At 55.1% G+C, this 24,813-nt stretch carries 18 protein-coding genes, 1 other RNA gene and 1 pseudogene; 14 read left to right on the plus strand and 6 right to left on the minus strand.

The genetic code is table 11. The annotated features are described in order from the left end of the window. Window positions 1–140 precede the first annotated feature (140 nt). Window positions 141–560: a hypothetical protein gene (locus tag PLU01S_RS23280; protein WP_074824021.1), complete on the minus strand. Its 420-nt coding sequence runs from the start codon at window positions 558–560 to the stop codon at window positions 141–143. 154 nt (window positions 561–714) lie between these two features. Between PLU01S_RS23280 and PLU01S_RS26255 the strand changes: the two are divergent. Continuing rightward, window positions 715–1,680, plus strand: a pseudogene (locus PLU01S_RS26255) (integron integrase). 8 nt (window positions 1,681–1,688) lie between these two features. On the opposite strand, the gene PLU01S_RS23290 reads toward PLU01S_RS26255, so the two are convergent. Beyond that, a complete protein-coding gene (locus PLU01S_RS23290; RefSeq protein WP_074824024.1) occupies window positions 1,689–2,012 on the minus strand; it encodes a DUF5629 family protein in 324 nt (107 codons plus the stop codon). 70 nt (window positions 2,013–2,082) lie between these two features. Continuing rightward, window positions 2,083–5,793 (minus strand): methionine synthase, encoded by a 3,711-nt coding sequence (gene metH, locus PLU01S_RS23295; RefSeq protein ID WP_074824026.1) that lies wholly within the window; start codon window positions 5,791–5,793, stop codon window positions 2,083–2,085. Window positions 5,794–5,966: 173 nt separating this feature from the next. Between metH and PLU01S_RS23300 the strand changes: the two genes are divergently transcribed. Then, complete coding sequence (locus tag PLU01S_RS23300) at window positions 5,967–6,929, plus strand: response regulator (protein WP_037029572.1); 963 nt, start codon at window positions 5,967–5,969, stop codon at window positions 6,927–6,929. A gap of 3 nt (window positions 6,930–6,932) precedes the next feature. Then, window positions 6,933–7,886, plus strand: a complete 954-nt coding sequence (locus tag PLU01S_RS23305; protein WP_074824029.1) for a GGDEF domain-containing protein — start codon at window positions 6,933–6,935, stop codon at window positions 7,884–7,886. A 54-nt stretch (window positions 7,887–7,940) separates the two neighbouring features. On the opposite strand, the gene PLU01S_RS23310 is transcribed toward PLU01S_RS23305, so the two are convergent. Next, on the minus strand, window positions 7,941–8,480 hold the full coding sequence (locus tag PLU01S_RS23310) for a ferritin-like domain-containing protein (RefSeq protein WP_019363835.1): 540 nt from the start codon (window positions 8,478–8,480) through the stop codon (window positions 7,941–7,943). Window positions 8,481–8,699: 219 nt separating this feature from the next. Between PLU01S_RS23310 and nfuA the strand changes: the two genes are divergently transcribed. After that, window positions 8,700–9,284 carry a Fe-S biogenesis protein NfuA gene (nfuA, locus tag PLU01S_RS23315; protein ID WP_010794817.1) on the plus strand — a complete coding sequence of 195 codons (585 nt, stop codon included), beginning with the start codon at window positions 8,700–8,702 and terminating at the stop codon, window positions 9,282–9,284. 56 nt (window positions 9,285–9,340) lie between these two features. On the opposite strand, the gene PLU01S_RS23320 is transcribed toward nfuA, so the two are convergent. Together PLU01S_RS23320 and PLU01S_RS23325 are read right to left on the minus strand one after the other, a co-directional pair. Then, entirely contained in the window at window positions 9,341–10,333 is a 993-nt protein-coding gene (locus tag PLU01S_RS23320) for a sulfate ABC transporter substrate-binding protein (protein WP_074824400.1), read from the minus strand. A 56-nt stretch (window positions 10,334–10,389) separates the two neighbouring features. Further along, on the minus strand, window positions 10,390–11,226 hold the full coding sequence (locus tag PLU01S_RS23325; protein ID WP_010794815.1) for an ion transporter: 837 nt from the start codon (window positions 11,224–11,226) through the stop codon (window positions 10,390–10,392). Between the two features lie 83 nt (window positions 11,227–11,309). Between PLU01S_RS23325 and smc the strand changes: the two genes are divergently transcribed. The 10 genes from smc to araH all read left to right on the plus strand — a co-directional run bounded on the left by smc (window position 11,310) and on the right by araH (window position 24,694). Continuing rightward, window positions 11,310–14,798, plus strand: a complete 3,489-nt coding sequence (smc, locus tag PLU01S_RS23330) for a chromosome segregation protein SMC (RefSeq protein WP_074824032.1) — start codon at window positions 11,310–11,312, stop codon at window positions 14,796–14,798. A 128-nt stretch (window positions 14,799–14,926) separates the two neighbouring features. Next, the gene (gene zipA / locus PLU01S_RS23335) at window positions 14,927–15,793 is read left to right on the plus strand and encodes a cell division protein ZipA (protein ID WP_074824035.1); all 867 of its coding nucleotides are present in this window, start codon (window positions 14,927–14,929) and stop codon (window positions 15,791–15,793) included. A 100-nt stretch (window positions 15,794–15,893) separates the two neighbouring features. Next, window positions 15,894–18,281, plus strand: a complete 2,388-nt coding sequence (ligA, locus tag PLU01S_RS23340) for an NAD-dependent DNA ligase LigA (protein WP_074824037.1) — start codon at window positions 15,894–15,896, stop codon at window positions 18,279–18,281. A gap of 135 nt (window positions 18,282–18,416) precedes the next feature. Next, an RNA gene (gene ffs, locus PLU01S_RS23345) (signal recognition particle sRNA small type) lies at window positions 18,417–18,513 on the plus strand. 341 nt (window positions 18,514–18,854) lie between these two features. Then, window positions 18,855–19,046 carry a hypothetical protein gene (locus PLU01S_RS23350; protein WP_010794811.1) on the plus strand — a complete coding sequence of 64 codons (192 nt, stop codon included), beginning with the start codon at window positions 18,855–18,857 and terminating at the stop codon, window positions 19,044–19,046. A gap of 212 nt (window positions 19,047–19,258) precedes the next feature. Continuing rightward, on the plus strand, window positions 19,259–19,954 hold the full coding sequence (locus tag PLU01S_RS23355) for a FadR/GntR family transcriptional regulator (protein ID WP_074824040.1): 696 nt from the start codon (window positions 19,259–19,261) through the stop codon (window positions 19,952–19,954). 39 nt (window positions 19,955–19,993) lie between these two features. Continuing rightward, entirely contained in the window at window positions 19,994–20,860 is an 867-nt protein-coding gene (locus PLU01S_RS23360) for an SMP-30/gluconolactonase/LRE family protein (RefSeq protein ID WP_074824043.1), read from the plus strand. 189 nt (window positions 20,861–21,049) lie between these two features. Next, complete coding sequence (locus PLU01S_RS23365) at window positions 21,050–22,063, plus strand: substrate-binding domain-containing protein (protein ID WP_010794807.1); 1,014 nt, start codon at window positions 21,050–21,052, stop codon at window positions 22,061–22,063. A gap of 81 nt (window positions 22,064–22,144) precedes the next feature. Beyond that, complete coding sequence (gene araG / locus PLU01S_RS23370) at window positions 22,145–23,665, plus strand: L-arabinose ABC transporter ATP-binding protein AraG (protein WP_074824046.1); 1,521 nt, start codon at window positions 22,145–22,147, stop codon at window positions 23,663–23,665. A 60-nt stretch (window positions 23,666–23,725) separates the two neighbouring features. Continuing rightward, the gene (gene araH, locus PLU01S_RS23375) at window positions 23,726–24,694 is read left to right on the plus strand and encodes an L-arabinose ABC transporter permease AraH (RefSeq protein WP_010794805.1); all 969 of its coding nucleotides are present in this window, start codon (window positions 23,726–23,728) and stop codon (window positions 24,692–24,694) included. The last annotated feature ends 119 nt before the right edge of the window (window positions 24,695–24,813 follow it).

A 24,813-nucleotide genomic window follows, 5' to 3' on the forward strand; every position in this document is an offset into this window, starting at 1 on the left:
ACGCTTGGCCCCTGCTGCGCGAACTACAGAATGGCCAGGGCAGTGCCCAGTAAAGGCCGGATATACGAATGCAACCGCGCTGACGACAGGATCGAAAAAGCTATCCTCACTGCTTGTGGGGAGAGTCCATATACCAGTTGTTAGCCCGTGATGGAAGATAGCTTTTCGCATAAATATGCGTCTTCTCTTTCGATGAACTCTTCAGGGCTTTCATTGCAGGAGTATGCCTCGAAAATATGGTTAATGACTTTCTTTGCCTGTGCCATAGTAGGATGCTTTGTGTCAATTAACTCAAGAAGGGCTTCGGCAACTTCGTTAAGACTGATGCAATACTCTGTAGCTGCAATGCTTAGTTCTGTATGAGCTATCTCGTAGCTTTTATCTGAATATATGTGCTGGGTTAAATATGCAAGTGGCTTTTCTAAAATCTCAAAAGGATAAATTTCTTGATATCTTTCGCAATACTCTATTAGGAGCCGCCTGACTTGCTCGCCATTTAAATTACGAGAGCCGTCGTCTAGTAGAGTATTAAGTTTTGTATTGGCTACCCAATTTTTCATAGCGGATACAATCCTAGGCTAACTATTATTAGACGTCATGTGACGGATAACACGCTGGACGCGTTTGACGGATAACCTTCCTTGTCATCTTCATTCTTCCTGTCTAGGGTGGACGTTTCCGAGGGGCACTGACGGTATAAAGGAGTTATACGTCATGGAAGGGAAGCCACGACTGCTGGATCAAGTGCGAGAGCAAATCAGGCTCAAACATTACTCGATCCGAACGGAGCGCGTCTATTGCGAGTGGGTCAAGCGATTCATTCGTTTTCATGGTTATCGACATCCGGTCAAAATGGGAGCACCGGAGGTTGAGTCGTTTTTATCTCATCTGGCTGTCAATAAAGATGTGGCTGCGTCGACCCAGAATCAGGCACTGGCTGCGCTTCTGTTTCTTTATAAAGAAGTATTACGGCAGGACTTGCCCTGGCTGGGTGAAGTTGTGCGCGCTAAAAAGCCAAGTCGTTTACCTGTGGTGTTATCAAAAGAGGAAGTGCAGAAGATTCTGGCGAATCTGAAGGACGAGCCGTGACTCATCTCAAGCTTGCTGTACGGCACAGGGATGCGGTTGATGGAGGCTGTCAGGCTACGCGTTAAAGATATCGACTTTGGTCGGCGAGAAATCCTTATTCGTGACGGAAAAGGCCAGAAGGACAGGGTTACGGTGTTACCTATGCGCTTAATTGAGCCGCTCAAGGCGCAACTTTCTCATGTGAAACATCTTCATCAGCATGAGGTGGCACAAGGGCGCGGTGATGTGTATCTGCCTGATGCCCTGGCGCGCAAATATCCTAAAGTACCGTGGGAGTGGGGCTGGCAATACGTGTTTCCGGCTTCTGGCTTATCGATTGATCCCCGCAGTGGCGCCCTCAGACGTCATCACTTCAATGAGCAAAGGCTTCAGCGTGGCTTCAAACGCGCTGTTCAGGTGGCAGGCATTGTTAAGCTGGCTACGCCCCATACGTTGCGCCACAGCTTTGCCACGCATCTGCTGGAGAGTGGCCAGGATATTTGGACGGTGCAGGAGCTGCTGGGCCACGCTGATGTGAAAACCACCATGATCTACACCCACGTGCTTAATCGCGGTGGGCTGGCCGTCTTGAGTCCATTGGATCGGGGTTAAGCGGCTTTTTACTCGTCTTCCGAGTCGGCACCAATGGCTTCAAAACAGACGAGACGATGGTTCTCGATCAGCCAGCTGTTTGTCGTCGTGTTGTGCTCGGCCTCCATTGCGCTGTTGTAGCTGAACTGCCAGCGCTTGCGTTCACGTCCGTCCAGTGCCTCGATGGTCAGGACGATCTCTTCGCTTTCAAAAGACTCACCGGCTTCGGCGGCAGCATCGGCTTGGTCGAGAAGATCATCGTTCAAGGTAAAGTTGGCCGCATGGAGCCCGTCGATTTCGAGCATGTCGGCGAGTTCGAGTTGGTCGAGCAGGTAGGGCGTTTCGGTGGTCATGGGCAGGTACGTAGAATCTGAAGAGAGAAGAGGTGGGCCAGCCAGCGGCGTAACCCACCCTACAGGTTAGTTAATTATCGTAGCCCAGGTTGGGGGCTAGCCAACGTTCGGTGACGGCGAGATCCTGGCCTTTACGCTGCGTGTAGCTTTCCACCTGATCCTTGTCGATCTTGCCAACGGCAAAGTATTGCGCTTCCGGATGGGCGAAGTACCAGCCGCTCACAGCTGCGGCGGGGAACATGGCGTAGTGTTCGGTCAGGAATACACCGCTGCGGCCCGCCTGGTTGAACTGTGCTTCTGGGTCGAGCAGGGCGAAGAGCGTGGCTTTTTCGGTGTGGTCCGGGCAAGCCGGGTAGCCGGGGGCAGGGCGGATGCCTTTGTAGCGCTCTTTAATGAGTTCCTCGTTAGAGAGTTGCTCGTCACTGGCGTAACCCCAATGTTCCTTACGCACACGCTCATGGAGCCACTCGGCACAGGCTTCGGCCAAACGGTCGGCCAGTGCCTTGACCATGATGGCGTTGTAATCGTCACCCTTGGCTTCGTAGCTCTTTGCCAGCTCCTCAGCACCGATACCGGCAGTAGTAATAAAACCGCCCATGTAGTCGGTTACGCCGCTTTCCTTGGGCGCCACGAAGTCGGCTAGGGAGAAGTTGGGCTTGCCGTCCGGCTTGATGGTCTGCTGACGCAGGTGATGCAGCGTTGCCAGAGTTTCACCGGAGTCGCTGTAGACCTCCAGGTCATCATTGCGTATCTGATTGGCCGGCCAGAAGCCGAATACAGCACGCGCCTTGATGAGCTTTTCGTCGATCAGCTTTTTCAGCATTGCCTGGGCGTCGTTGAACAGGGCAGTGGCGGCTTCGCCCACTACTTCGTCGGTCAGGATGCGGGGGTATTTACCTGCCAAGTCCCAGGAAATAAAGAAGGGCGTCCAGTCGATGTACTCGGCCAGTACGGACAGGTCGATATCATCCAACACTTTGACGCCGGTAAAGCTGGGTTTAGGTGCCTGATAGCCCAGCCAGTTGAACTGCGGCTTGTTGGCGACGGCCTTCTCATAACTCAGGCGCTCAATACGTGCGCTGCGGTTGGCCGTGCGCTCACGCACTTCAGCGTATTCGGTACGGGTTTTCTCGACGAAGCCTGCCTTGAGTTCCTTGGAGAGCAGCTGGGTGGCTACACCCACGGCACGGGACGCGTCGGTCACATAGACCACGGCGTCATTCTTGTACTGCGGCTCGATCTTGACGGCCGTATGGGCTTTGGACGTCGTAGCACCGCCAATCATCAGCGGGAGTTTGAAGCCTTGACGCTGCATTTCCTTGGCGACGTGGACCATTTCGTCCAGCGATGGCGTAATCAGGCCGGAGAGGCCAATGATGTCGCACTTCTGCTCGATGGCGGTTTGCAGGATTTTTTCTGCCGGCACCATCACGCCCAGGTCAACAATGTCGTAGCCGTTACAGCCCAGCACCACGCCCACGATGTTCTTGCCAATGTCGTGAACGTCGCCTTTTACTGTCGCCATGAGGATCTTGCCCTTGGCCTCGGGCTTGTCACCTTTTTCCGCTTCGATGAAGGGGATCAAATGAGCCACAGCCTGCTTCATCACGCGAGCGGACTTGACTACCTGAGGCAGGAACATTTTGCCGGAGCCGAACAGGTCACCAACGACGTTCATGCCGGACATCAACGGGCCTTCGATAACCTCGATAGGGCGGGTACATTGCTGGCGGGCTTCTTCAGTATCTTCAACGATAAAGGTCGTGATGCCTTTGACCAGTGCATGCTCAAGACGCTTGTCTACTGGGTAGCTGCGCCATTCTTCTGTTTCGACTTCCTTGACGGAGCCGTCACCCTTGTACTTGTCGGCAATGGCCAGTAGCGCTTCGGTGCCATTGGGGGTGCGGTTAAGCACAACGTCTTCGACTCGATCACGCAGTTCCTTGGGAATCTCGTCATAGATTTCCAGCTGACCGGCGTTGACGATACCCATCGTCAGGCCGTTCTTGATGGCGTAATACAGAAAGACAGAGTGGATGGCCTCACGCACCGGGTTGTTGCCGCGGAACGAGAAGGACACGTTAGAGACGCCGCCGGAGGAGAGGGCGTAGGGCAGGTTGTCTCGGATGAAGGCACACGCGTTGATGAAATCCACCGCGTAGTTGTTGTGCTCTTCGATGCCGGTTGCGACCGCAAAGATGTTCGGGTCGAAAATGATGTCTTCCGGCGGGAAGCCTACCTGGTTGACCAGAATGTCATAGGAACGGGCACAGATTTCATTCTTGCGCGCTTCGGTATCGGCCTGGCCCGCTTCATCGAAGGCCATGACGACCACAGCCGCACCGTAACGCTTGCAAAGCTTGGCGTGGTGGATGAACGCGTCGACACCCTCCTTCATGGAAATGGAGTTGACGATGCCCTTGCCCTGGATGCACTTAAGACCGGCCTCGATGACATCCCACTTGGAGGAGTCAATCATGATCGGCACACGGGAGATGTCCGGTTCAGAGGCAATCAGGTTCAGGAAAGTGACCATGGCCGCTTTCGAGTCCAACATGCCTTCGTCCATGTTGATATCGATGACCTGGGCGCCGGCCTCTACCTGTTGGCGGGCTACGTCCAGTGCCTCGGCATAGTTCTCTTCGCGAATCAGACGGGCAAACTTGGCGGAACCGGTAATGTTGGTTCGCTCGCCTACGTTTACGAAGAGGGACGTGCGATCAATGGTGAATGGCTCAAGGCCGGACAGGCGGCAAGCACGCGGGATCTCTGGTAGGGCGCGCGGCGGGTATTTGGCTACCGCCTCGGCAATCGCCTGGATATGGCCGGGCGTGGTGCCGCAGCAACCGCCTACGATATTCAAAAAGCCACTGGCCGCAAACTCTTCAACCACCTCAGCCATTTGTGCAGGCGTTTCATCGTATTCACCGAAGGCGTTAGGCAAACCAGCGTTCGGGTGGGCTGAAACGTGGGTTTCGGCCTTGGCAGACAATTCCTCTATATAGGGGCGCAGCTCTTTTGCACCCAGCGCGCAGTTGAGGCCGACCGAGATGGGCTTCGCATGGTGGACCGAGTTCCAGAAGGCCTCAGTGGTCTGGCCGGACAACGTGCGGCCGGAGGCATCGGTGATCGTACCGGAGATCATGATCGGCAATTCAAAGCCGACTTCCTCGAATACGCCCTGTACTGCAAAGATCGCCGCCTTGGCGTTCAAGGTGTCGAAGATTGTTTCGATCAGAATCAGGTCCGCGCCACCTTCGATCAGGCCGCGCGTGGCCTCGGTGTAGTTGTCCACCAGTTCGTCAAATGTCACATTCCGGTAGCCGGGGTTGTTTACGTCTGGCGAGATGGAGCAAGTGCGGCTGGTTGGGCCAAGCACGCCGGCAACAAACCGTGGTTTATCTGGCGTTTCGGCTGTCTTTGCGTCAGCAACTTGACGCGCCAGCCGTGCACCTTCCACGTTTAGCTCATACACCAGCGCTTCCATACCGTAGTCGGCTTGGGAAACGCGCGTGGCGTTGAACGTGTTGGTTTCGAGGATATCGGCGCCTGCATCCAAATAGGCTTTTTCGATCGCTTGAATGACATCTGGACGAGTCAGAAGCAGGAGGTCGTTGTTGCCTTTGACATCACTGGGCCAGTCAGCGAAGCGTTCGCCCCGGTAATCGGCCTCCTCTAGTCTGTAGCTCTGGATCATAGTACCCATACCGCCGTCCAGAGTAAGGATGCGCTCCTTGAGTGCGGTTTGCAGGGCGGAGAAGCGTGCGGCGCGATCGATCATGGGCAGGTATCCAGATTACAGCGACAAAAAAGGGATGATAGCAAAGCTGTCAGATGGCACGAAGACTGCTTTGGTCATCTGATATATGAGCTATCTTCAAGTAATAACGCTTCCATTTTTAACGAGTATCGATTGTGACTGCGACTCCGCTACTGGTTTGTGATGATTCTGCCATGGCACGAAAGCAGCTGATTCGTGCCTTGCCTCCCGAGTGGTCTGTGGACATTACACAGGCGACCAATGGGAGTGAGGCGCTCAATGTGCTGCGTCAGGGCAAGGTTCAGGTCATGTTACTGGACCTGACCATGCCGGTCATGGATGGCTATCAGACGCTGGAGGCGATGCGGGCTGAAAACATCACGTGCAACGTGATCGTGGTTTCTGGCGACGTTCAGGAAGAGGCCATACGGCGTGTGCTGGAGTTGGGTGCACTGGCGTTTCTGAAAAAGCCAGCCGACGCTGAGCAGCTCAAGGCACTGCTGCTTCAGCATGGCTTGCTTGGATTTGCACCCAACAAGGAAGCCGTCATGGAGGATCGTCCCGATCCTGATGTCAGCTTTCGTGATGCCTTCCGCGAAGTGGTCAACGTATCCATTGGTCGCGCGGCAGCGTTGTTGGCCAAGGTGCTCAACGTCTTCGTGCAGCTTCCGATTCCCAACGTCAACATCCTTGAGGTAGGCGAGCTGCATATGGCGCTGGCCGATGTGCAGCGCGGCAGCCGTGTCACAGCGGTCTGTCAGGGGTTTATCGGTAATGGCATTGCGGGCGAGGCCTTGCTGATTTTCCATGATTCGGAAGTCAAGGACATGGTAACGCTGCTCCGCAGTGGCAGCACGCAAAACAATGATCAGATGGAGATGCTGCTCGACTTGGCCAGCATCCTGATTGGGGCATGCCTGAGTGGTTTGTCGGAGCAGATCGATGTGCGCTTCTCGCAGGGGCACCCGATGATCCTGGGGCAACACACGGCGCTTGAGAATCTGATTCAGGTCAATCGCCAGCGCTGGAAGAAGACCCTGGCTGTCGAGGTGAGCTATAGCCTCGAAGGGCATGACATACATTTTGATTTGCTGCTGCTGTTTACCGAAGACTCGGTCAAGCGGCTTACTAATAAAATCAATTACATGATGGATTGATACATGGCGATCGAACTCGACGATCTTCACTGGATGCTGGATATCGTGCAGCACATCGATGTCGGTGTGCTGGTGATCAATCGCAAGTATGAAGTGGAAGTCTGGAACAGTTTCATGGAAAACCATTCGGGAATCGTCCCGAGTGATGCACAGGGCAAGCTACTATTCTCGCTTTTCCCAGAGATGGACGAGGACTGGTTCCGTTACAAGGTCGAAGGTGTGGCCATGCTGGGCACGCCGATGTTCACCATCTGGGAGCAGCGGCCTTATCTGGTCAAGTTCAAGAACTATCAGCCTATTACAGGGCTGGAAGATTACATGTACCAGAATGTCACTATTCTGCCGCTGCGTGACACGCGAGGCGGAGTGGGTTACATCGGTATCATTATCTATGATGTGACACGGGTTGCGACCAACACGCGTCAGCTGCAGTCGGTCAATGGTCAGCTGGAGCAGTTGTCACGAACCGACCGGCTGACCGGACTGTTCAATCGTGGCTTCTGGGATGAATGCCTGAAGCATGAATTCGCGCGTCATTTGCGCTACCGCTGCAATGTCGGGCTGGTGATTCTTGATATCGATCATTTCAAGAAGATCAACGACACCTACGGTCATCCGGGAGGCGACAAGGTCATCCAGGCTCTGGCTAACCTGATTAACGGCCATATTCGGGCAACCGACAGGGCGGGGCGCTATGGCGGTGAGGAGTTCGTCATTCTGATGCCGGATACGCCATCCAGTGGCGCCCAGATATTTGCAGAACGCTTGCGCCAGCAGGCTGAGCAACTGAAGGTGGAGCACGAAGGTAAGCAGATTACCTTTACGATCAGCCTCGGCATTGCCGACCTGAGCCTGCCGGTAGAGAGCCATGAGGTATTACTGGAGCATGCCGATCAGGCGCTCTACCAGTCCAAGCATAATGGCCGCAATCAGGTTACGGTCTATTCGGGCGCATGAGTAGGCGATAAAAAAGCCCGCTGTTTCAAGCGGGCTTTTGATGTGCGGTGCTGATCAATCCAGGCCTTGCAGCAAGCCAGCCATGTCATCGGCGTGTTCTTCTTCCTGGGCTAGGATGTCTTCAAAGATGCGCCGTGTGGTTGGATCTTTATCACCGATGTACTGCACGATCTCGCGATAGGTATCGATGGCTATGCGCTCGGCAATCAGGTCTTCCTTAATCATGTCACGCAGGTCGTGACCTTCAGCATATTGGGCATGGGAGCGGGTGAGCAGACCCTCAGGGTTGAAATCAGGCTCGCCGCCCAGCTGCACGATACGCTCGGCCAGACGATCGGCGTGCTCCTGTTCCTGGTCGGCATGCTCCTGAAATTCGGCAGCCGCAACGCTAGCCTTGATACCGGTAGCCATGAAGTAGTGACGCTTGTAGCGCAGCGTGCATACGATCTCGGTCGCAAGTGAGTCGTTAAGGAGCTTGATAACAGTTTCGCGATCGGCGCTATAGCCCTCGGTGATGGGGCCGTCTTCAATGTGTTGGCGGGCTCGTTGGCGAATGGTTTCGATATCGGTCAGAAAGGGTTGGTTGGTCAGCATGGGGCATTCCTCTTAGGCTTCACGGTCCATCTGGGATGGCCCTCTGTCGGGGCCTGTCCAGATGTGATTCCCACGTCTGGTAAAAGTTTTGTCCAAGATTTATCGGCGGGTCGGGCTTGAAAGAATCAAGCACAGGTGCCATTTATCCTACTAAACTAGTAAGTCTTTAACCGTAGGCCGCTCTGGCGTACACTGCGCCCAGGTAAGCGAGGAGTAGAAATGAGCGCTATCACCATTACTGAAGCCGCCCAGGATTACCTGGCTGGCCTGCTTGAAAAGCAAAACACTCCCGGTATCGGCATTCGCATTTTCATTACGCAGCCGGGAACCCAGTACGCCGAGACCTGTATTGCCTACTGCAAGCCGGGCGAGCAGAAGCCGGAAGATACGTCGTTTGGTCTGAAGGACTTTACCGCCTGGATCGATGCGATCAGCGAGCCCTTTCTGGAAGATGCCATCGTCGACTATGCCCAGGATCGCATGGGTGGTCAGCTGACCATCAAGGCGCCCAACGCCAAGGTGCCGATGATAAGCGAAGACAGCCCGATCAGCGAGCGCATCAATTATTACCTGCAGACTGAAATCAATCCCGGTCTGGCCAGCCACGGCGGTATGGTGAGTCTGGTTGAGGTGGTAGAAGACGGGGTTGCCGTGTTGCGTTTTGGTGGCGGCTGCCAGGGCTGCGGTCAGGTTGACCTGACGCTCAAGGATGGTGTTGAGCGTACCTTGATCGAGCGTATCCCGGACCTGAAAGGCGTTCGTGACGTAACCGATCATAGCAATCGCGAAAACGCCTATTACTGATAGGGTTTTGCGAAAAATAAGGCGGCTACGAGCCGCCTTTTTATGCCGCCTGTTAGTTAGTGCGGGGTATAGATCTGGTCAAAGACGCCGCCATCGGCAAAGTGTGTTTTCTGTACGGTCCGCCAGTCACCAAACAATTGCTCGACTGAGAAGAAGTCCACTTTCGGGAAGCGGTCCTGATACTGCGCCAGAATCTCTACATTGCGTGGACGCAGATAGTTGTCGGCTGCGATACTCTGACCTTCTTCCGACCAGAGATACTTGAGATATCCCTCAGCCACTTCGCGTGAGCCTTTCTTGTCAACGACCTTGTCGACCACCGTGACGGGTGGCTCGGCTTCAGCCGATACGCTGGGATAGATCACCTCGAAGTTACCGCGACCAAATTCGCGCGCAATCATTTCGGCCTCGTTTTCAAAGGTCAGCAGCACATCGCCAATCTGATTTTGCATGAAGGTCGTGGTAGCAGCGCGACCGCCTGTATCCAGAACTGGAACATGCTTGAACAGCTCGCCCACAAAGGCTTTGGCCTTGGCCTCGTCGCCTCCGGTTTTCAAAACGTATCCCCAGGCGGACAGGTAGGAGTAACGTCCGTTACCTGTGACTTTGGGGTTTGGAATGATGACTTCCGTACCCTCTTTGACCAGGTCAGGCCAGTCCTTGATGCCCTTTGGGTTGCCTTTGCGAACGATAAAGACGGTAGCGGAGGTGAATGGAGCGCTGTTATTCGGTAGGCGCTCGGCCCAGTTCTTGGGGATCAGCCCGCCATTGTCGGCCAGGGCGTTAATGTCGGTGGCCTGGTTCATGGTGATGACATCCGCAGGTAGGCCATCAATGACGGCGCGGGCCTGTTTGCTGGAGCCACCATGAGACATCTGAATGGTTATATTCTGGTCATGGGTCTCTTTCCAGTGCTTTTGGAAAGCCGGGTTGTATTCCTTGTAGAAGTCTCGCATCACGTCATAGGAAACGTTCAGCAGGGGCGCTGCATTCGCAGCACCTCCCAGGAGCAGGCTGGCCGCCAGTAGCGGAGCGAAGAGCTTTTTTATCATGGTGATGTCTCTTATCGGTTGTTATCAGAGCGTCCTGCTCTGGAAAGGCCACATTATTCCGGTATTACCGTTCGTTTATAAAGCGAGTTTCCACAGCGGCTGCAAAACGAGGCCTGTGCTTCGTGGAGTTCCTTGCCACACGCCCCGCACGGCTTGTGGATACTGTTCTCGCCTCGAATGGCATTGGATAGCTCAGCGGTAAAGATACCGGTGGGTACTGCAATGATCGAGTAGCCACTGATCATGACGATGCTGGCGATGGCTTGACCTAGAGCAGTTTGCGGGACCATGTCGCCAAATCCTACCGTTGTCAGCGTCACGATTGCCCAATAGATACTTTTGGGAATGCTGGTGTAGCCATTTTCCGGTCCTTCCACTACGTACATCAGTGAGCCGAATAGCGTCACCATCGTCAGAACACTGAGCAGGAAGACAATGATCTTTTGCCGACTACCTCTTAATGCCGTCACCAGAAAGTTGGCCTGATTCAGGTACTGACGCAGCTTTAGAATCCTGAATATCCTGAGCAGGCGCAGGATACGGATCACCAGCAGGTATTGAGCGCTAGGCACAAAGAGCGCAATAAAGCTGGGCAGTATCGCCAGCAAGTCCACGATGCCGAAAAAGCTGAAGGCATACTTCGCAGGTTTTCGTGCGCTGTATAGCCTTAGCAGGTATTCGATGGTGAACAGGACGGTAAACGCCCATTCACACAGGGACAATATTTCGTCATATTTAGCATGGATCTCCGCCACGCTATCAAGCATGACCACCACCAGGCTGGCTAGGATGGTAAACAGGAGGGCTTCGTCGAACCAACGTCCCGGAGCGGTGTTGGAGTGGAAGATGATGATCTCCAGACGTCGGCGCAGGCGCTGAGCGTCGGCCATGGCATAGACTCCTTCTAATGTTAAAATCGCACCCTTGTGTCTTCTCGCCATGCCGGTAATGAAGGCACGCGAAGGAAGGGCGCATGCGGCTAAAATCCATCAAGTTGGCGGGCTTCAAATCATTTGTAGACCCGACAACCGTTAATTTCCCCAGCAATATGTCGGCAGTCGTAGGGCCGAACGGATGCGGCAAATCGAATATCATCGACGCCGTGCGCTGGGTCATGGGCGAAAGCTCGGCAAAGAACTTGCGCGGCGAGTCGATGACCGATGTCATCTTCAACGGCTCGAACAGCCGCAAACCGGTTACCCAGGCTTCAATCGAGCTGATTTTCGATAATTCGGACAACTCCCTAGTCGGTGAGTATGCCAGCTATGCGGAAATTTCCATTCGCCGACGGGTAACTCGGGACGGGCAGAATACCTATTTTCTCAACGGTACCAAATGCCGTCGTCGCGACATCACTGATATCTTTTTGGGCACAGGGCTTGGCCCGCGCAGTTATTCGATCATCGAGCAGGGGATGATTTCCAAGCTGATCGAGGCTCGTCCAGAGGATTTGCGCAATTACATCGAAGAAGCAGCGGGAATCTCCAAGTACAAGGAGCGCCGTCGTGAAACGGAAAGCCGTATTCGCCGTACCCAGGAAAACCTGGCACGCCTGACGGACCTGCGTGAAGAGCTTGAACGGCAGCTCGAACGGTTGCACCGACAGGCGCAGGCTGCCGAGAAATATCAGGAGTACAAGGCGGAAGAGCGCCAGCTTCGTGCCCAGCTGGGAGCACTTCGTTGGCGCGATCTGGATGAGCTGGTGCAGCAGCGTGAGCGCGTCATTGGCAACCAGGAGGTAGCGCTCGAAGCGTTGGTTGCTGAGCAGCGCAGCGCTGATGCCAGCATTGAGCGGCTGCGAGACAGCCATCATGATTTGTCCGAGCGGTTCAATCAGGTGCAGGGGCGCTTTTATTCGGTTGGTGGAGACATTGCGCGGATCGAGCAGAGCATTCAGCACGGCCAGCAGCGCTTGCGTCAGCTGCAGGATGATCTGCGTGAAGCCGAGCGCTCTCGGGAAGAAACCGCCGCACATTTGGGTAATGACCAGGCGCTTCTTGCTACCTTAGCCGAAGAGCTGGCCATACTGGAGCCCGAGCAGGAAATGAGCGCAGCTTCTGCTGAAGAATCTGCCCTGACGCTGGAGGCATCCGAGCAGGCCATGCAAGCGTGGCAGCAGCAATGGGACAGTTTCAACCAGCACAGTGCAGCGCCTCAGCGTGAGGCTGATGTTCAACAGTCCCGTATCCGTCACTTGGAACAAAGCCTGGAACGGCTCATGGAGCGCGAGCGACGACTGCGTGATGAGCTGACGCAACTGGCAGCGGATCCTGAAGACGCAGCGTTGCTCGAGCTCAGCGAAGAGCTAGCTGGAATCGAGTTGATTCTTGAGGACCTCGTCCAGGAAGAAATAGAGGCCAACGAGCAGCTGGCTATCAGTCGAGAGCAGCTTCAGGCTGTAACCACCCAACAGACCACAGCGCAAGGTGAGCTGCAGCGTCTGGAAGGTCGTATTGTCTCGCTGGAGGCCTTGCAGCAGGCTGCGCTCGATCCCGGAAAAGGGGCGGATGACTGGATGCGTCTGCATGATCTGCATGAGCGTAGCCGCCTGGCCGAGGGTGTTCGGGTTGAGTCAGGCTGGGAGAGAGCCGTTGAAACGGTGTTGGGCGCTGATTTGCAGGCGGTTTGCCTGGATGATCTCTCCGGTCTCGACCTGGCTGCATTCGAGCAGGGCGAGCTGCGCCTGGTAACACCTGGGCATGTAGCGCCTGCAACGCCAGGGAGCTTGTTGGATAAAGTCGAAGCCCTACATGATCTGTCGCCCTGGCTGGGCAATGTATTTCCAGTGGAGACCCTTGAGGACGCACTGGCGCAGCGGCAGAGGCTTGCTGATGGGCAGAGCCTTGTCAGTCGAGACGGGTATTGGGTATCCCGTCACTTTTTGCGAATACAGCGCTCCAGCGAGGCGGAAAGCGGTGTGCTGGCGCGCGGCCAGGAGCTTGAGTGTTTACACGCTGAGCGTACTCAGCTGGAACACCGGTTGAGTGAGGGGCAGAAGGCGTTTGAGCAGGCGCAGGAGCAGTTGGCAGAGCTAGAGCGCAACCGCGAAACGGTCCGCCGTCGATCTCAGGAGGAGAGCCGCCGCCAGGGTGAAGTCAGGGCTCAGCTGTCGGCACGGCAGGCCAAGGCCGAGCAGCTTGGACTGCGCCGAAAGCGGCTTGAAGAAGAGCGGGTTGAAATGGCAGAGCAACGCGCTATCGAGACCGAGCAGATTGGTGAGGCACGACTGAGCCTTCAGGATGCATTGGATGCCATGGCTGCCGATACCGAGCGCCGCGACCTGTTGATCGCTCAGCGCGAGACGCTACGCGAGCGGCTGGATCGGGCTCGTCAGGAGGCGAGGCAGCATAAGGAGCAGGCTCATCAGCTGGCTGTAAGGCTGGGGTCGCTCAAAGCCCAGCATGACTCTACTCAGCAGGCACTGGAGCGTCTGCTGCTCCAGGCGGCTCGGCTCGACGAGCGGCGTGAACAGCTCAGCCTCAACCTTGAGGAAGGCTCCGCGCCAATTGAGGAGCTCAGGTTGAAACTCGAAGAGCTGCTTGAGCGCCGCATGAGCGTCGATGAGGAGCTGCGAGGCGCGCGCATGGCTCTGGAGGAGGCGGATCGTGAGCTGCGTGAGTCCGAGCGCCGCCGTACCCAGGCCGAGCAGCAGGCGCAGGTGGTGCGCAGTCAGGTGGAGCAGCAGCGGCTTGAGTGGCAGGGGCTGTCCGTGCGCCGTAAAACCCTTCAGGAGCAGCTGCATGAAGAGGGGTATGACCTGCAGACCGTAGTGGCTACATTGCCTGAGGATGCCACTGAATCGGCATGGGAGACCCAGTTGGAGGCGCTGAATGCGCGTATTCAACGCCTGGGTGCCATTAACCTGGCAGCCATCGAGGAGTACCAGCAGCAATCCGAGCGCAAGCGCTATCTGGATGCGCAAAACGATGATCTTGTTGAGGCCTTGGAAACGCTCGAAAACGTGATTCGCAAGATCGACCGTGAAACGCGCAATCGTTTCAAGGAAACATTCGATCAGATCAATAATGGCCTTCAGGCCCTGTTTCCAAAAGTTTTTGGCGGCGGACACGCCTATCTGGAACTTACGGGAGAAGATTTACTCGATACCGGGGTTGCGATCATGGCGCGTCCGCCGGGCAAGAAGAACAGCACGATTCATCTTTTGTCGGGTGGTGAGAAGGCATTGACGGCAATCGCGTTGGTTTTTGCGATTTTTCAGCTCAATCCAGCGCCATTCTGCATGCTTGACGAAGTGGATGCGCCTCTGGACGATGCCAACGTTGGCCGCTACGCGCGGCTGGTGAAGGAAATGTCCGAAAAAGTGCAGTTCATCTATATCACACACAACAAGATCGCCATGGAAATGGCCGATCAGCTGATGGGCGTGACGATGCACGAACCGGGCTGTTCGCGTTTGGTGGCCGTCGATGTCGAAGAAGCTGTTGCTTTGGCTGAAGCTTGATACGACAGACGGTGTAAAGTTGGTGGCGGGCGTGCTAGTTTATGCCCGTTTTTGGGCGTTTGGCATTTTGCTATGCATGGGCAAATGGCGAGCGCGAAGTTGATTTTTGACAGAGGTATGCGTCTTACATGGATATCGGTCTGCGCGAATGGCTGATCATCATCGGCATTATCGTAATCGCCGGCATACTTTTCGATGGCTGGCGACGGATGAGCGGGAAAGGGAAACTCAAGTTTCGCCTGGACAACAATCTCTCCGGCCAGTCCGATGAGGGCGGTAGTTCAGAACTACTAGGGCCGTCTCGTGTGGTCGAACATAAGGAGCCGTCTTTTGATAGCGAGGAAGAAGCGCCTCGCCCAAGTCGTGTTGCTCGCAAGCGCCGCGAAGAGCCTGTTGCGGAAGAGCTGGAGCTGGGTGGCGCCGAGCCCCAGTTCAGTGCCCTGGCGGATGACGATGAGGCACCGGCTCGTAGCAAAGGCAAGGCCCGCAAGGACATCGTCGATGCCGAGCCGGACCTGTCTGCGATGGAAGAGCCGCGCAAAGATCGCAAGGAGCTGCCGCCCGTAGAAGAGGTGTTGGTCATCAACGTGATTTCACGTGATGAAAACGGCTTTCGCGGTCCGGCTCTGTTGCAGAATATTCTGGAAAGTGGTCTGCGCTTTGGTGACATGGATATCTTCCATCGCCACGAGAGTATGTCCGGCAACGGCGAAGTGCTTTTCTCTATGGCCAATGCCGTACGGCCAGGTACGTTCGATCTGGATAACATCGATAGCTTCCGCACGCCGGCTGTAAGTTTCTTTTTAGGTCTGCCTGGCCCACGGCATCCCAAGCAGGCGTTTGAAGTGATGGTGGCAGCCGCTCGCAAGCTGGCCTCCGAGCTTAACGGCGAATTGAAGGACGAGCAGCGTAGCGTCATGACGGCACAGACCATCGAGCACTACCGCCAGCGTATTATCGACTTCGAACGCAAGAGCCTGACTCAGAAACGCTGAGCCGATTTCAGAGTCGATTAAAGAGCAGCTTATGCTGCTCTTTTTGTTTCTGCCTGTTGCTGGACATGACGTCCAGCCTTGGTGCTAGAGAGAGAACAGCATGACCCAAGCCCAAGATGCCGCCGAGCGGATCGCTTCTTTGCGCAGCGAAATCGATGCGCATAATTACCGTTACTATGTTCTGGATGAACCCAGTGTTCCGGATGCCGAATACGATCGGCTGTTTCGTGAGCTCAAGGCGCTTGAGGCCGAGCACCCTGAGCTGATTACGCCTGACTCTCCCACGCAGCGGGTAAGTGGCTCCGCCCTGTCGGCTTTCGGGACGATTCGCCATGAAGTCCCCATGCTAAGTTTGGGGAATGCCTTTGAAGAAAAGGATTTGCTCGAATTTGATCGCCGCGTACGGGACGGACTGGCTGATGAGCTTGGCAGTCATAACGGTAACAATCTTTTCAGCCAGACGGCAGAAATTGAATACACCTGTGAGCCCAAGCTCGACGGTCTGGCGGTAAGCCTGCTGTATGAGCGGGGCGTGCTTGTTCGCGGGGCGACCCGTGGTGACGGCACGACAGGCGAGGACATCACCGCCAACGTACGTACTATCCGCAACGTCCCGCTCAAGCTTCAAGGCAGTGGTTGGCCGGAGGTGCTCGAGGTGCGGGGCGAAGTCTTTATGTCCAAGGCCGGTTTCGAAGCCTTGAATGAGCGCGCCATGGAGGCTGGTGGAAAGACCTTTGCGAACCCACGTAATGCCGCCGCAGGCAGTTTGCGCCAGCTCGACTCCAGTATTACTGCCAAGCGCCCGCTCGAATTCTGCTGTTACGGCTACGGGCGGGTAGAGGGCGGAACGCTGCCAACTACTCAATACGAGATCTTGCAGTCGGTTCGCAAGTGGGGCATTCCAATCAGCAAGGAGCTGAAGCTGGCCAAAGGTGCTCAGGCGTGCCGTGATTACTACCATGATATTGGCGAGCGACGTGATGGGCTCGCTTATGAAATCGATGGCGTCGTCTTCAAGGTTAACCGTATCGACTGGCAAAAGGAGCTGGGCTTCCGGGCCAGAGAGCCGCGCTGGGCAATTGCCCACAAGTTTCCAGCCCGTGAGGAGCTGACGGAGCTTACCAACGTCGAGTTTCAGGTGGGCCGTACGGGCGCCATCACGCCTGTTGCTCGTCTCAAGCCGGTTCAAGTGGGCGGCGTTACGGTCACCAATGCAACCCTGCACAATATGGATGAGGTCGAAAGGCTGGGCGTGATGATTGGCGATACTGTCATCATCCGCCGTGCAGGCGATGTTATTCCTCAGGTCATGCAGGTGGTGCTTGAGCGTCGTCCAGCAGATGCGCGGCCTGTGGCGGTGCCGACCCATTGTCCCGTCTGTGGCTCGGAAGTGGAACGGACACAGCTCGTCAAGCGAGGCAAGGGACGAGAATCGGTCAGCGTGGGCGCTGTCTATCGCTGCGTAGGTCGCCTGGTCTGTCAGGCGCAGCTCAAGCAGTCCATCATTCATTTTGCGTCACGCCGTGCGATGGAAATCGATGGGCTGGGCGACAAGATTATTGAGCAGCTGGTAGACCGGGGTATGGTCAAGTCACCGGCTGATCTGTATGCGTTGACCTTTGAGCAGGTCATCCAGCTGGAGGGGTTTGCGGAAATCTCGACCAGAAACCTGCTCAGCGCTATCGCGAACAGCCGAGCGCCTGTGCTGGCACGTTTCATTTTTGCCTTGGGCATCCCCGATGTCGGCGAGGAAACTGCCAAGCTGCTGGCACGTACGTTCGGGAGTCTGGAGCGTATTCAGCGGGCCTTGCCGGAAGTGCTGATCTACTTACCCGATATTGGTTATGAGGTCGCGTACGAGATCCATAACTTCTTCGAGGAAGAGCACAACCAGAATGTCATTGGTGATTTGTTGCGTAATGGCGTGCAGGTTCAGGAGGAGGGTGAGCTTCATCCTGAGTTCGCTGGCTACGCCACGTTTGCCGATTTCATCGAGAAGCTGGGTATTCCTTATGTAGCGGCAACCGGCGCTAAAAATCTCGCCGGTCACTTCAAGACGCTGGAAGCGTTGATTACTGCCGACTGGCTGGATCTGAGCGCCATGAAGGGCTTGAACGAAAGAGCCAAGAATGCCGTGCGCGATTTCTTCAGTCAGGCTGAACATGCAGAGCGCGCGCGAATGATTGAGGTACAGCTGCGCGAATTTGGCATGCATTGGGAAAGCGAAAGGACACAAGTGGAAGGGTTGCCGCTAGCAGGTCAGACGTGGGTGCTGACAGGAACGCTAGAGGCGATGAGTCGAGATGTAGCCAAGGAAAAGCTCGAGGCGCTTGGCGCTAAGGTTTCCGGATCGGTATCTGCCAAAACCACATGTGTCGTAGCAGGTCCGGGCGCTGGATCAAAGCTGACCAAGGCAACCGAGCTAGGTGTTACGGTACTGGATGAGCAGGCTCTGCTTGATCGTCTGGCCAGCTTCGAGGTGAGCTGAAAATAAGACGGCGCCCTCCATCCAGAAGGCGCCATCTTATTAATTATCCGCTAAATGACTGAAAAGCTTGTAACTTCTGCTCAAGTGAGTAGAATGATGCGCCTCACCTGTTGGTGACGTTCGTTATGGTGGTCCTGCCGGTCCCCCCGCAACGATCAGCCGTGAACCCGGTCAGGTCCGGAAGGAAGCAGCCGTAGCGGTGACATCGTGTGCCGGGGTGTGGCTGGTAGGGCCACCTCCATTCTTAAAGCGTTCAGCTTGACTCTCTAATCAACTTCTCGAATTTGCTGCTTTTACGGGCAGATATTCTCGCGTTTAGCAATAGTCTTTTGCCATGAAGGCACTTTGCTACCGCTCGTCTGTCTGTCACAATTTTTCACGCTTAAGATTGAATTAATTAACGTATTTCATTTCTACAGCGTGACGTAGGTCCTAGTTGTACTGCAGCGCTTGTCTGTATGTGTTGTTCTGACCTGCTTGTCAAAGAATATTGTTCAGCGTGCATCCAGTAGTCCTTTCTACAAAAGGATGAGGAAAGGGCTGCAATAATAAAATTCAAAGGATGAGCAAAAAATGGAAAGCATCCAGACATCAGTATCCCCAGAAGAGCCTGTTTCATTCGTATCTATCATTCAGAAAACTGTGCAGGAGGCATGGGCTGTGGTTTATGCACATGGAGGAATCATTTCGGAGTTCAACAACGAGCAGGAAGCTAAATGCGAAGCAGAGCAATGGGGCGGGGTGTGGTTCCGTCTTAACGTCTGATAGTTTTCTCTAGCATCTGTGCGGCTGATTGGCAGCTGCACAGCTGTGCGCAATAACCGCCCTCCTTATTTTTCTTTTCAGTTGCCTTGTCTAATCATATGATGATTAGAGCGCTTTCTATCAATAACAATACGTCTTTGCGCTGATCGAGCAACGGCCTTCAACAGTCGTTAAGATGCTTGTAGGTCAGAGCAGGCGAGGGCGAGGTCTGAATGTCGAATAATTTTCACGCATCAGCCGTAGATAAACTGGGTAGCTTGATCGCTTCCGGGCAATTCAAGCCTGGGGATGCGCTGAAAGTCGAGGCGGATCTTGGTGAGGAGTTGGGTGTCAGTCGAACGGTCGTGCGGGAGGCCATCAAGACACTGGTCGCCAAGGGGATGATCGAGGTGGGCCCCAAGGTGGGAAGCCGTGTATTACCCCTAAATCGGTGGAATCTCTTCGATCCCCAGGTGGTGGCATGGTTGAGTCGTGGCGGTTTGCCCGAGAATTTCGTCAAGGATCTGCTTGATTTACGGCGTGCTATTGAGCCAGTGGCTGTGCGCTGGGCTTGCGAGCGTGCAACACCTGAGCAGATCAGGCGCGTCCAGGCAGCCTATACAGCGTTGGAAGCTTCGCTTTCAGGTGGAAATTACAACAGTGCCGACCAGCACTTCCATGAGTGCGTCCTGGCGGCCAGTCACAACCAGTTCATCGAGCAAATGGTGCCCGCGCTAGGCGCCTTGCTTGCCGTTTCCTTTCAGATTTCGTCTGTCGATCCTTCAGAGTTGCAACGAACGCTGCCCTTGCACAAGGAGCTGGCGGATGCCATTGCTGCGCGAGATTCCTCTCGGGGCGTTTGGGCGTGCATGACGTTGATCGACAAGGCTGCTGTCACGATTTCTAAATATGCTCAGGCTAGTAGTTAGCGTGAGCTGTGCATTCATAACTACAAATAAGGATGCTTTATGGAGTGGCAACCGGTTATATCCCATCGATTTAAATTAGCGGAAGGTCCTTTTTGGGATGAGCCCACCCAGGCGTTGTACTGGGTGGATATCGTGGGTAAGAAAGCCTGTCGACTGGAGGGGGGGCATTACTCTGAATGGCAGGTGACCGAGCCTGTTTCGGCCTTTATTCCCACGATACGCGGAGATGCGTTGCTGACCATGGTCAGTGGTGTTCACCGCCTGGACCTGGAATCACCACCGCATGCACCTTCACTTTCACTGTTCTGCGTACCGGATCCTATTGAAGGGAACCGCGCCAATGAGGCGCGCTGCGACGCGGCAGGGAATCTGTGGTTGGGCAGCATGCAGAACAATATAGGCGAGCAGGGCGAAGACCTGCCGATCACCCGTCGTTCAGGTGGATTGTTTCATATCGGTCCTGATGCGAAGGTCACTCGTCTGGCCAGCGATATCGGCATTGCCAACACGCTACTCTGGAGTACAGAGGGGGATTGCGTTTACACCGCCGATACGCTGGAAAGCGTGATCTACCGTCATACTATTGGTGCCAAGGGGCTTGGCGAAAGAACAGTTTGGGCGCAGGCCCATGAGCGTGGTCATCCGGATGGGTCTGCCATGGATTCGCAGGGATATGTCTGGAATGCGCGCTGGGATGGCCACTGTCTGATTCGATTTGCTCCAGACGGTTGCGTCGACACGATTATAGAGCTACCGGTGTCCCGGCCCACCAGTTGTGTGTTTGGCGGACACGACCTCAAGACGCTCTATGTCACGAGTGCGGCAGGTGATCAGCCTCTGGATGGTTCTGTGCTTTATGCGCGTGTGGATGTGGCCGGGATGCCGTGCCATCGCTTCATGGGTTGACGTTAAGCGACTCGATTTGTGATCCAGCGCTTCTCTTTTTTCGATTGCTCAAGGAAGAGTTGCAGTCGATCGAGTCCAATCATATTATGATATGACTGTTTCGCCTGGCCTGTCTTATTACATCAGTCAGGTGTCAGCACAATTTGATGCAGTACACGCTAGCTATTCAATAAAAATAAGGAGGTAGCTATGTTTCGTGGCCGTGGGATTTCTTCCCTGGTGAAATCTGCCTTGGCAGCTGGTGCGCTGGGCCTTTCGTTATCTGCGGCTTCGGTCGCCCATGCCGAAGAAGTAAAGATCGGTTTTCTCGTCAAGCAACCTGAAGAGCCTTGGTTCCAAACCGAATGGGCTTTTGCAGAAAAAGCTGCGAAAGACAAAGGCTTTACCCTCCTCAAGATTGCTGTACCTGATGGTGAAAAAACGCTTTCCGCTATCGATAGCCTGGCGGCTAACGGTGCTAAAGGCTTTGTTATTTGTCCGCCTGATGTTTCCCTCGGCCCAGCCATCGTGGCCAAGTCCAAGATCAATGGCTTGAAAGTCATGGCCGTGGATGATCGCTTTGTCGGCTCCGACGGAAAGTTCATGGAAGACGTGCCTTACCTGGGCATGGCCGCCTTTGATGTAGGGCGTCAACAGGGCGAGGCAATGGCCGCTGAAGCCAAGAAGCGCAACTGGAAGTGGGATGAAACCTACGCGGTCATCAACACCTTCAATGAGCTGGATACCGGAAAGCAGCGTACCGACGGCTCTGTAAAGGCGTTGCGTGACGCCGGTCTGCCAGAGGACCACATCATTTATGCGCCGCAAAAGACGCTGGATGTCCCCGGCAGCATGGATGCCACCAGCTCCGCACTCGTCAAGCTACCGGGTAGCGCCAAGCACCTGATCGTAGGTGGTATGAATGACAACACAGTGCTGGGTGGTGTGAGGGCGACTGAAAGTGCCGGTTTTAGTGCTGAAAACGTGATCGGAATCGGCATCAATGGTACAGATGCTATCGGTGAGTTGAAAAAGCCCAACAGCGGATTCTTCGGCTCGATGCTTCCCAGCCCACACGAAGAGGGCTATCAGACCGCCACCATGATGTACGAATGGGTGACTACCGGTAAAGAGCCGCCCAAGTACACCGCCATGGACAAGGTTACGCTGATCACACGCGAAAACTTCCAACAGGAACTCGAAAAGATCGGGCTCTGGAAATAACCGTCTCCTGCATTATCCGGTCCGCCTGACGGACTCCTTGCAACCTTGCGACGCCTCTATGGCGTCGCTTTAGGAGGTGATATGGAAGCATTACAGCAGTCGGTGCAGGGCGAAAGCCTTGCGTTCCAGGGCATTGGTAAGACGTTTCCTGGCGTTAAGGCGCTGTCCGACATCAACTTCACGGCTCGCCCCGGCTCCGTACATGCCCTGATGGGGGAAAACGGTGCAGGCAAGTCAACATTGCTCAAGATTCTGGGTGGCTATTACCAGCCCAGTAGCGGTCATCTGCGCATTGGTGATCGTGACATGGTCTTCAAGAACACGGCGGACAGTATCCGTAATGGCGTAGCCGTGATTCACCAGGAACTTCAACTCGTTCCGGAAATGACTGTTGCTGAGAACCTGTTTCTAGGTCACTTGCCGGCCCGCTACGGCATTGTTAACCGTGGGCGTCTTCGTCAACAGGCTCTGCAATTGCTGAAAGGCCTAGCGGAGGAAATCGATCCGAATACGCGCGTCGGGCGTCTGTCCCTAGGACAACGGCAGTTGGTGGAAATTGCCAAGTCCTTGTCTCGTGGCGCCCATGTAATTGCATTCGATGAGCCCACCAGCAGCCTGTCTGCCCGTGAAACCGAGCGGCTGATGGCAATCATTGCGCGTTTGCGCGATGAGGGAAAAGTCATTCTTTATGTTTCGCACCGAATGGAAGAAGTCTTCCATATCTGCGATGCCGTCACGATCTTCAAGGATGGACGTCATGTGCGCACATTCGAGCGCATGAGTGAAACCACGCCGGATCAGCTGATCACCTGCATGGTAGGACGTAGTCTGGACGATATCTATGACTATCGTCCCCGTGAAAAGGGCGAAGGTTGTTTGAACGTATCCGGCCTGATGGGGCGTGGTCTGCAGCAGCCAGTCAGCTTTGAGGTTTGCCAGGGTGAAATCCTTGGGCTCTTCGGGCTGGTTGGAGCAGGGCGTACCGAGTTGCTCCGCCTGCTATCAGGTCTTGAACGGCACAGTGCGGGCGTGATCAAGCTCAAGGGCGAGGCGCTGACGCTTCGCAACCCGCGTGATGCCATCGCTGCTGGCATTCTGCTCTGTCCCGAGGATCGCAAGAAAGAAGGCATCGTTCCGCTGGGCAGCGTGGCTGAAAACATCAATATCAGCGCACGTCCGCGGCATGCAACCTGGAGCTGCCTGCTTCAAAGCCGCTGGGAAAAGGAAAACGCTGAAAAGCAGATCCGCGCATTGAATGTAAAAACACCTACGCCTTATCAGAAGATCAAAAACCTTTCGGGCGGTAACCAGCAGAAGGCCATCCTGGGGCGCTGGCTGTCCATGCCCATGAAGGTGTTGCTGCTGGACGAACCTACACGCGGTATCGATATCGGTGCGAAATCCGAAATCTACCAGATCATTCACTCGCTGGCGGCTAAAGGCATTGCAGTGATTGTGGTGTCGAGCGATCTCATGGAAGTCATGGGGGGTGCGGACCGCATCATGGTCATGAGTGAAGGAGCTGTAACGGGTGAGCTGGCACGTGCCGAGGCGACCGAAGAGCGTTTGCTGGAGCTCGCATTGCCCCGTACACGCGCCTGATATGTAACAAGCCTGCGTTGCCTTGAAGGCTTCGAAATACAAAAACAATTGAGGTGTTCCATGTCCACGCAAAACAACGCCTTGGCGGCACCGCGCCGTAGCTTTGATACTCGCCGTTTTATTGATGACTGGGCGATGATGCTGGCGGCCCTGGCGATCTTTGTTCTCTGTACCTTGTTTATCGATAACTTTCTTTCGCCGCTCAACATGCGAGGGCTAGGGCTGGCAATCTCCACAACGGGGATCGTCGCCTGCACCATGTTGTTCTGTCTGGCATCTGGGCATTTTGACCTGTCTGTAGGCTCGGTCATTGCCTGTGCGGGCGTCGTCGCAGCGGTAGTAATGCGCGAATTCAATAGCGTGGCGCTAGGGGTAACCGCTGCACTGGCAATGGGGTTGTGCGTAGGACTCATCAATGGGCTGGTCATTGCCAAACTCAAGATCAATGCCTTGATCACAACCTTGGCGACCATGCAGATTGTGCGCGGACTGGGTTACATCTTTTCCAACGGCAAGGCCGTAGGCGTAATGGAAGAGAAGTTCTTTATCTTTGGTAATGGTCAGATGTTTGGTGTTCCGGTGCCGATTCTGATCACACTGGTATGCATCCTGTTCTTTGGCTGGCTCCTCAACTACACCACGTTCGGACGCAACACGCTGGCTATCGGTGGTAACGAAGAAGCCGCCTTGCTGGCGGGTGTACACGTTGATCGTACCAAGATCATCATCTTTGCCATGCAGGGTGTGATCGGTGCGTTAGCGGGCGTGGTTCTGGCGTCGCGTATGACCTCCGGCCAGCCGATGATAGGGCAGGGGTTCGAGCTGACCGTGATCTCGGCATGTGTGTTGGGAGGGGTGTCGTTGGCCGGTGGTATCGGCATGATTCGTCACGTCATTGCTGGCGTGCTGATCCTGGCAGTGATCGAGAACGCCATGAACCTCAAAAATATCGACACGTTCTACCAATACGTCATCCGTGGAACGATTCTGCTGCTGGCCGTTGTAATCGACCGCTTCAAGCAGCGCTGATACCTAATGGAGACCTCATGGCACGCGTGCTGACACGTGCCGATGGGGTCGCTTTTGCCTGTGACCCGGCCTATCCCATAGATAAGAGACATCCATCATGTCCACAAAAAAGACCACCC

The sequence above is a fragment of the Pseudomonas luteola NBRC 103146 genome (assembly GCF_002091675.1).
In the GTDB taxonomy this organism is placed as follows: domain Bacteria; phylum Pseudomonadota; class Gammaproteobacteria; order Pseudomonadales; family Pseudomonadaceae; genus Chryseomonas; species Chryseomonas luteola.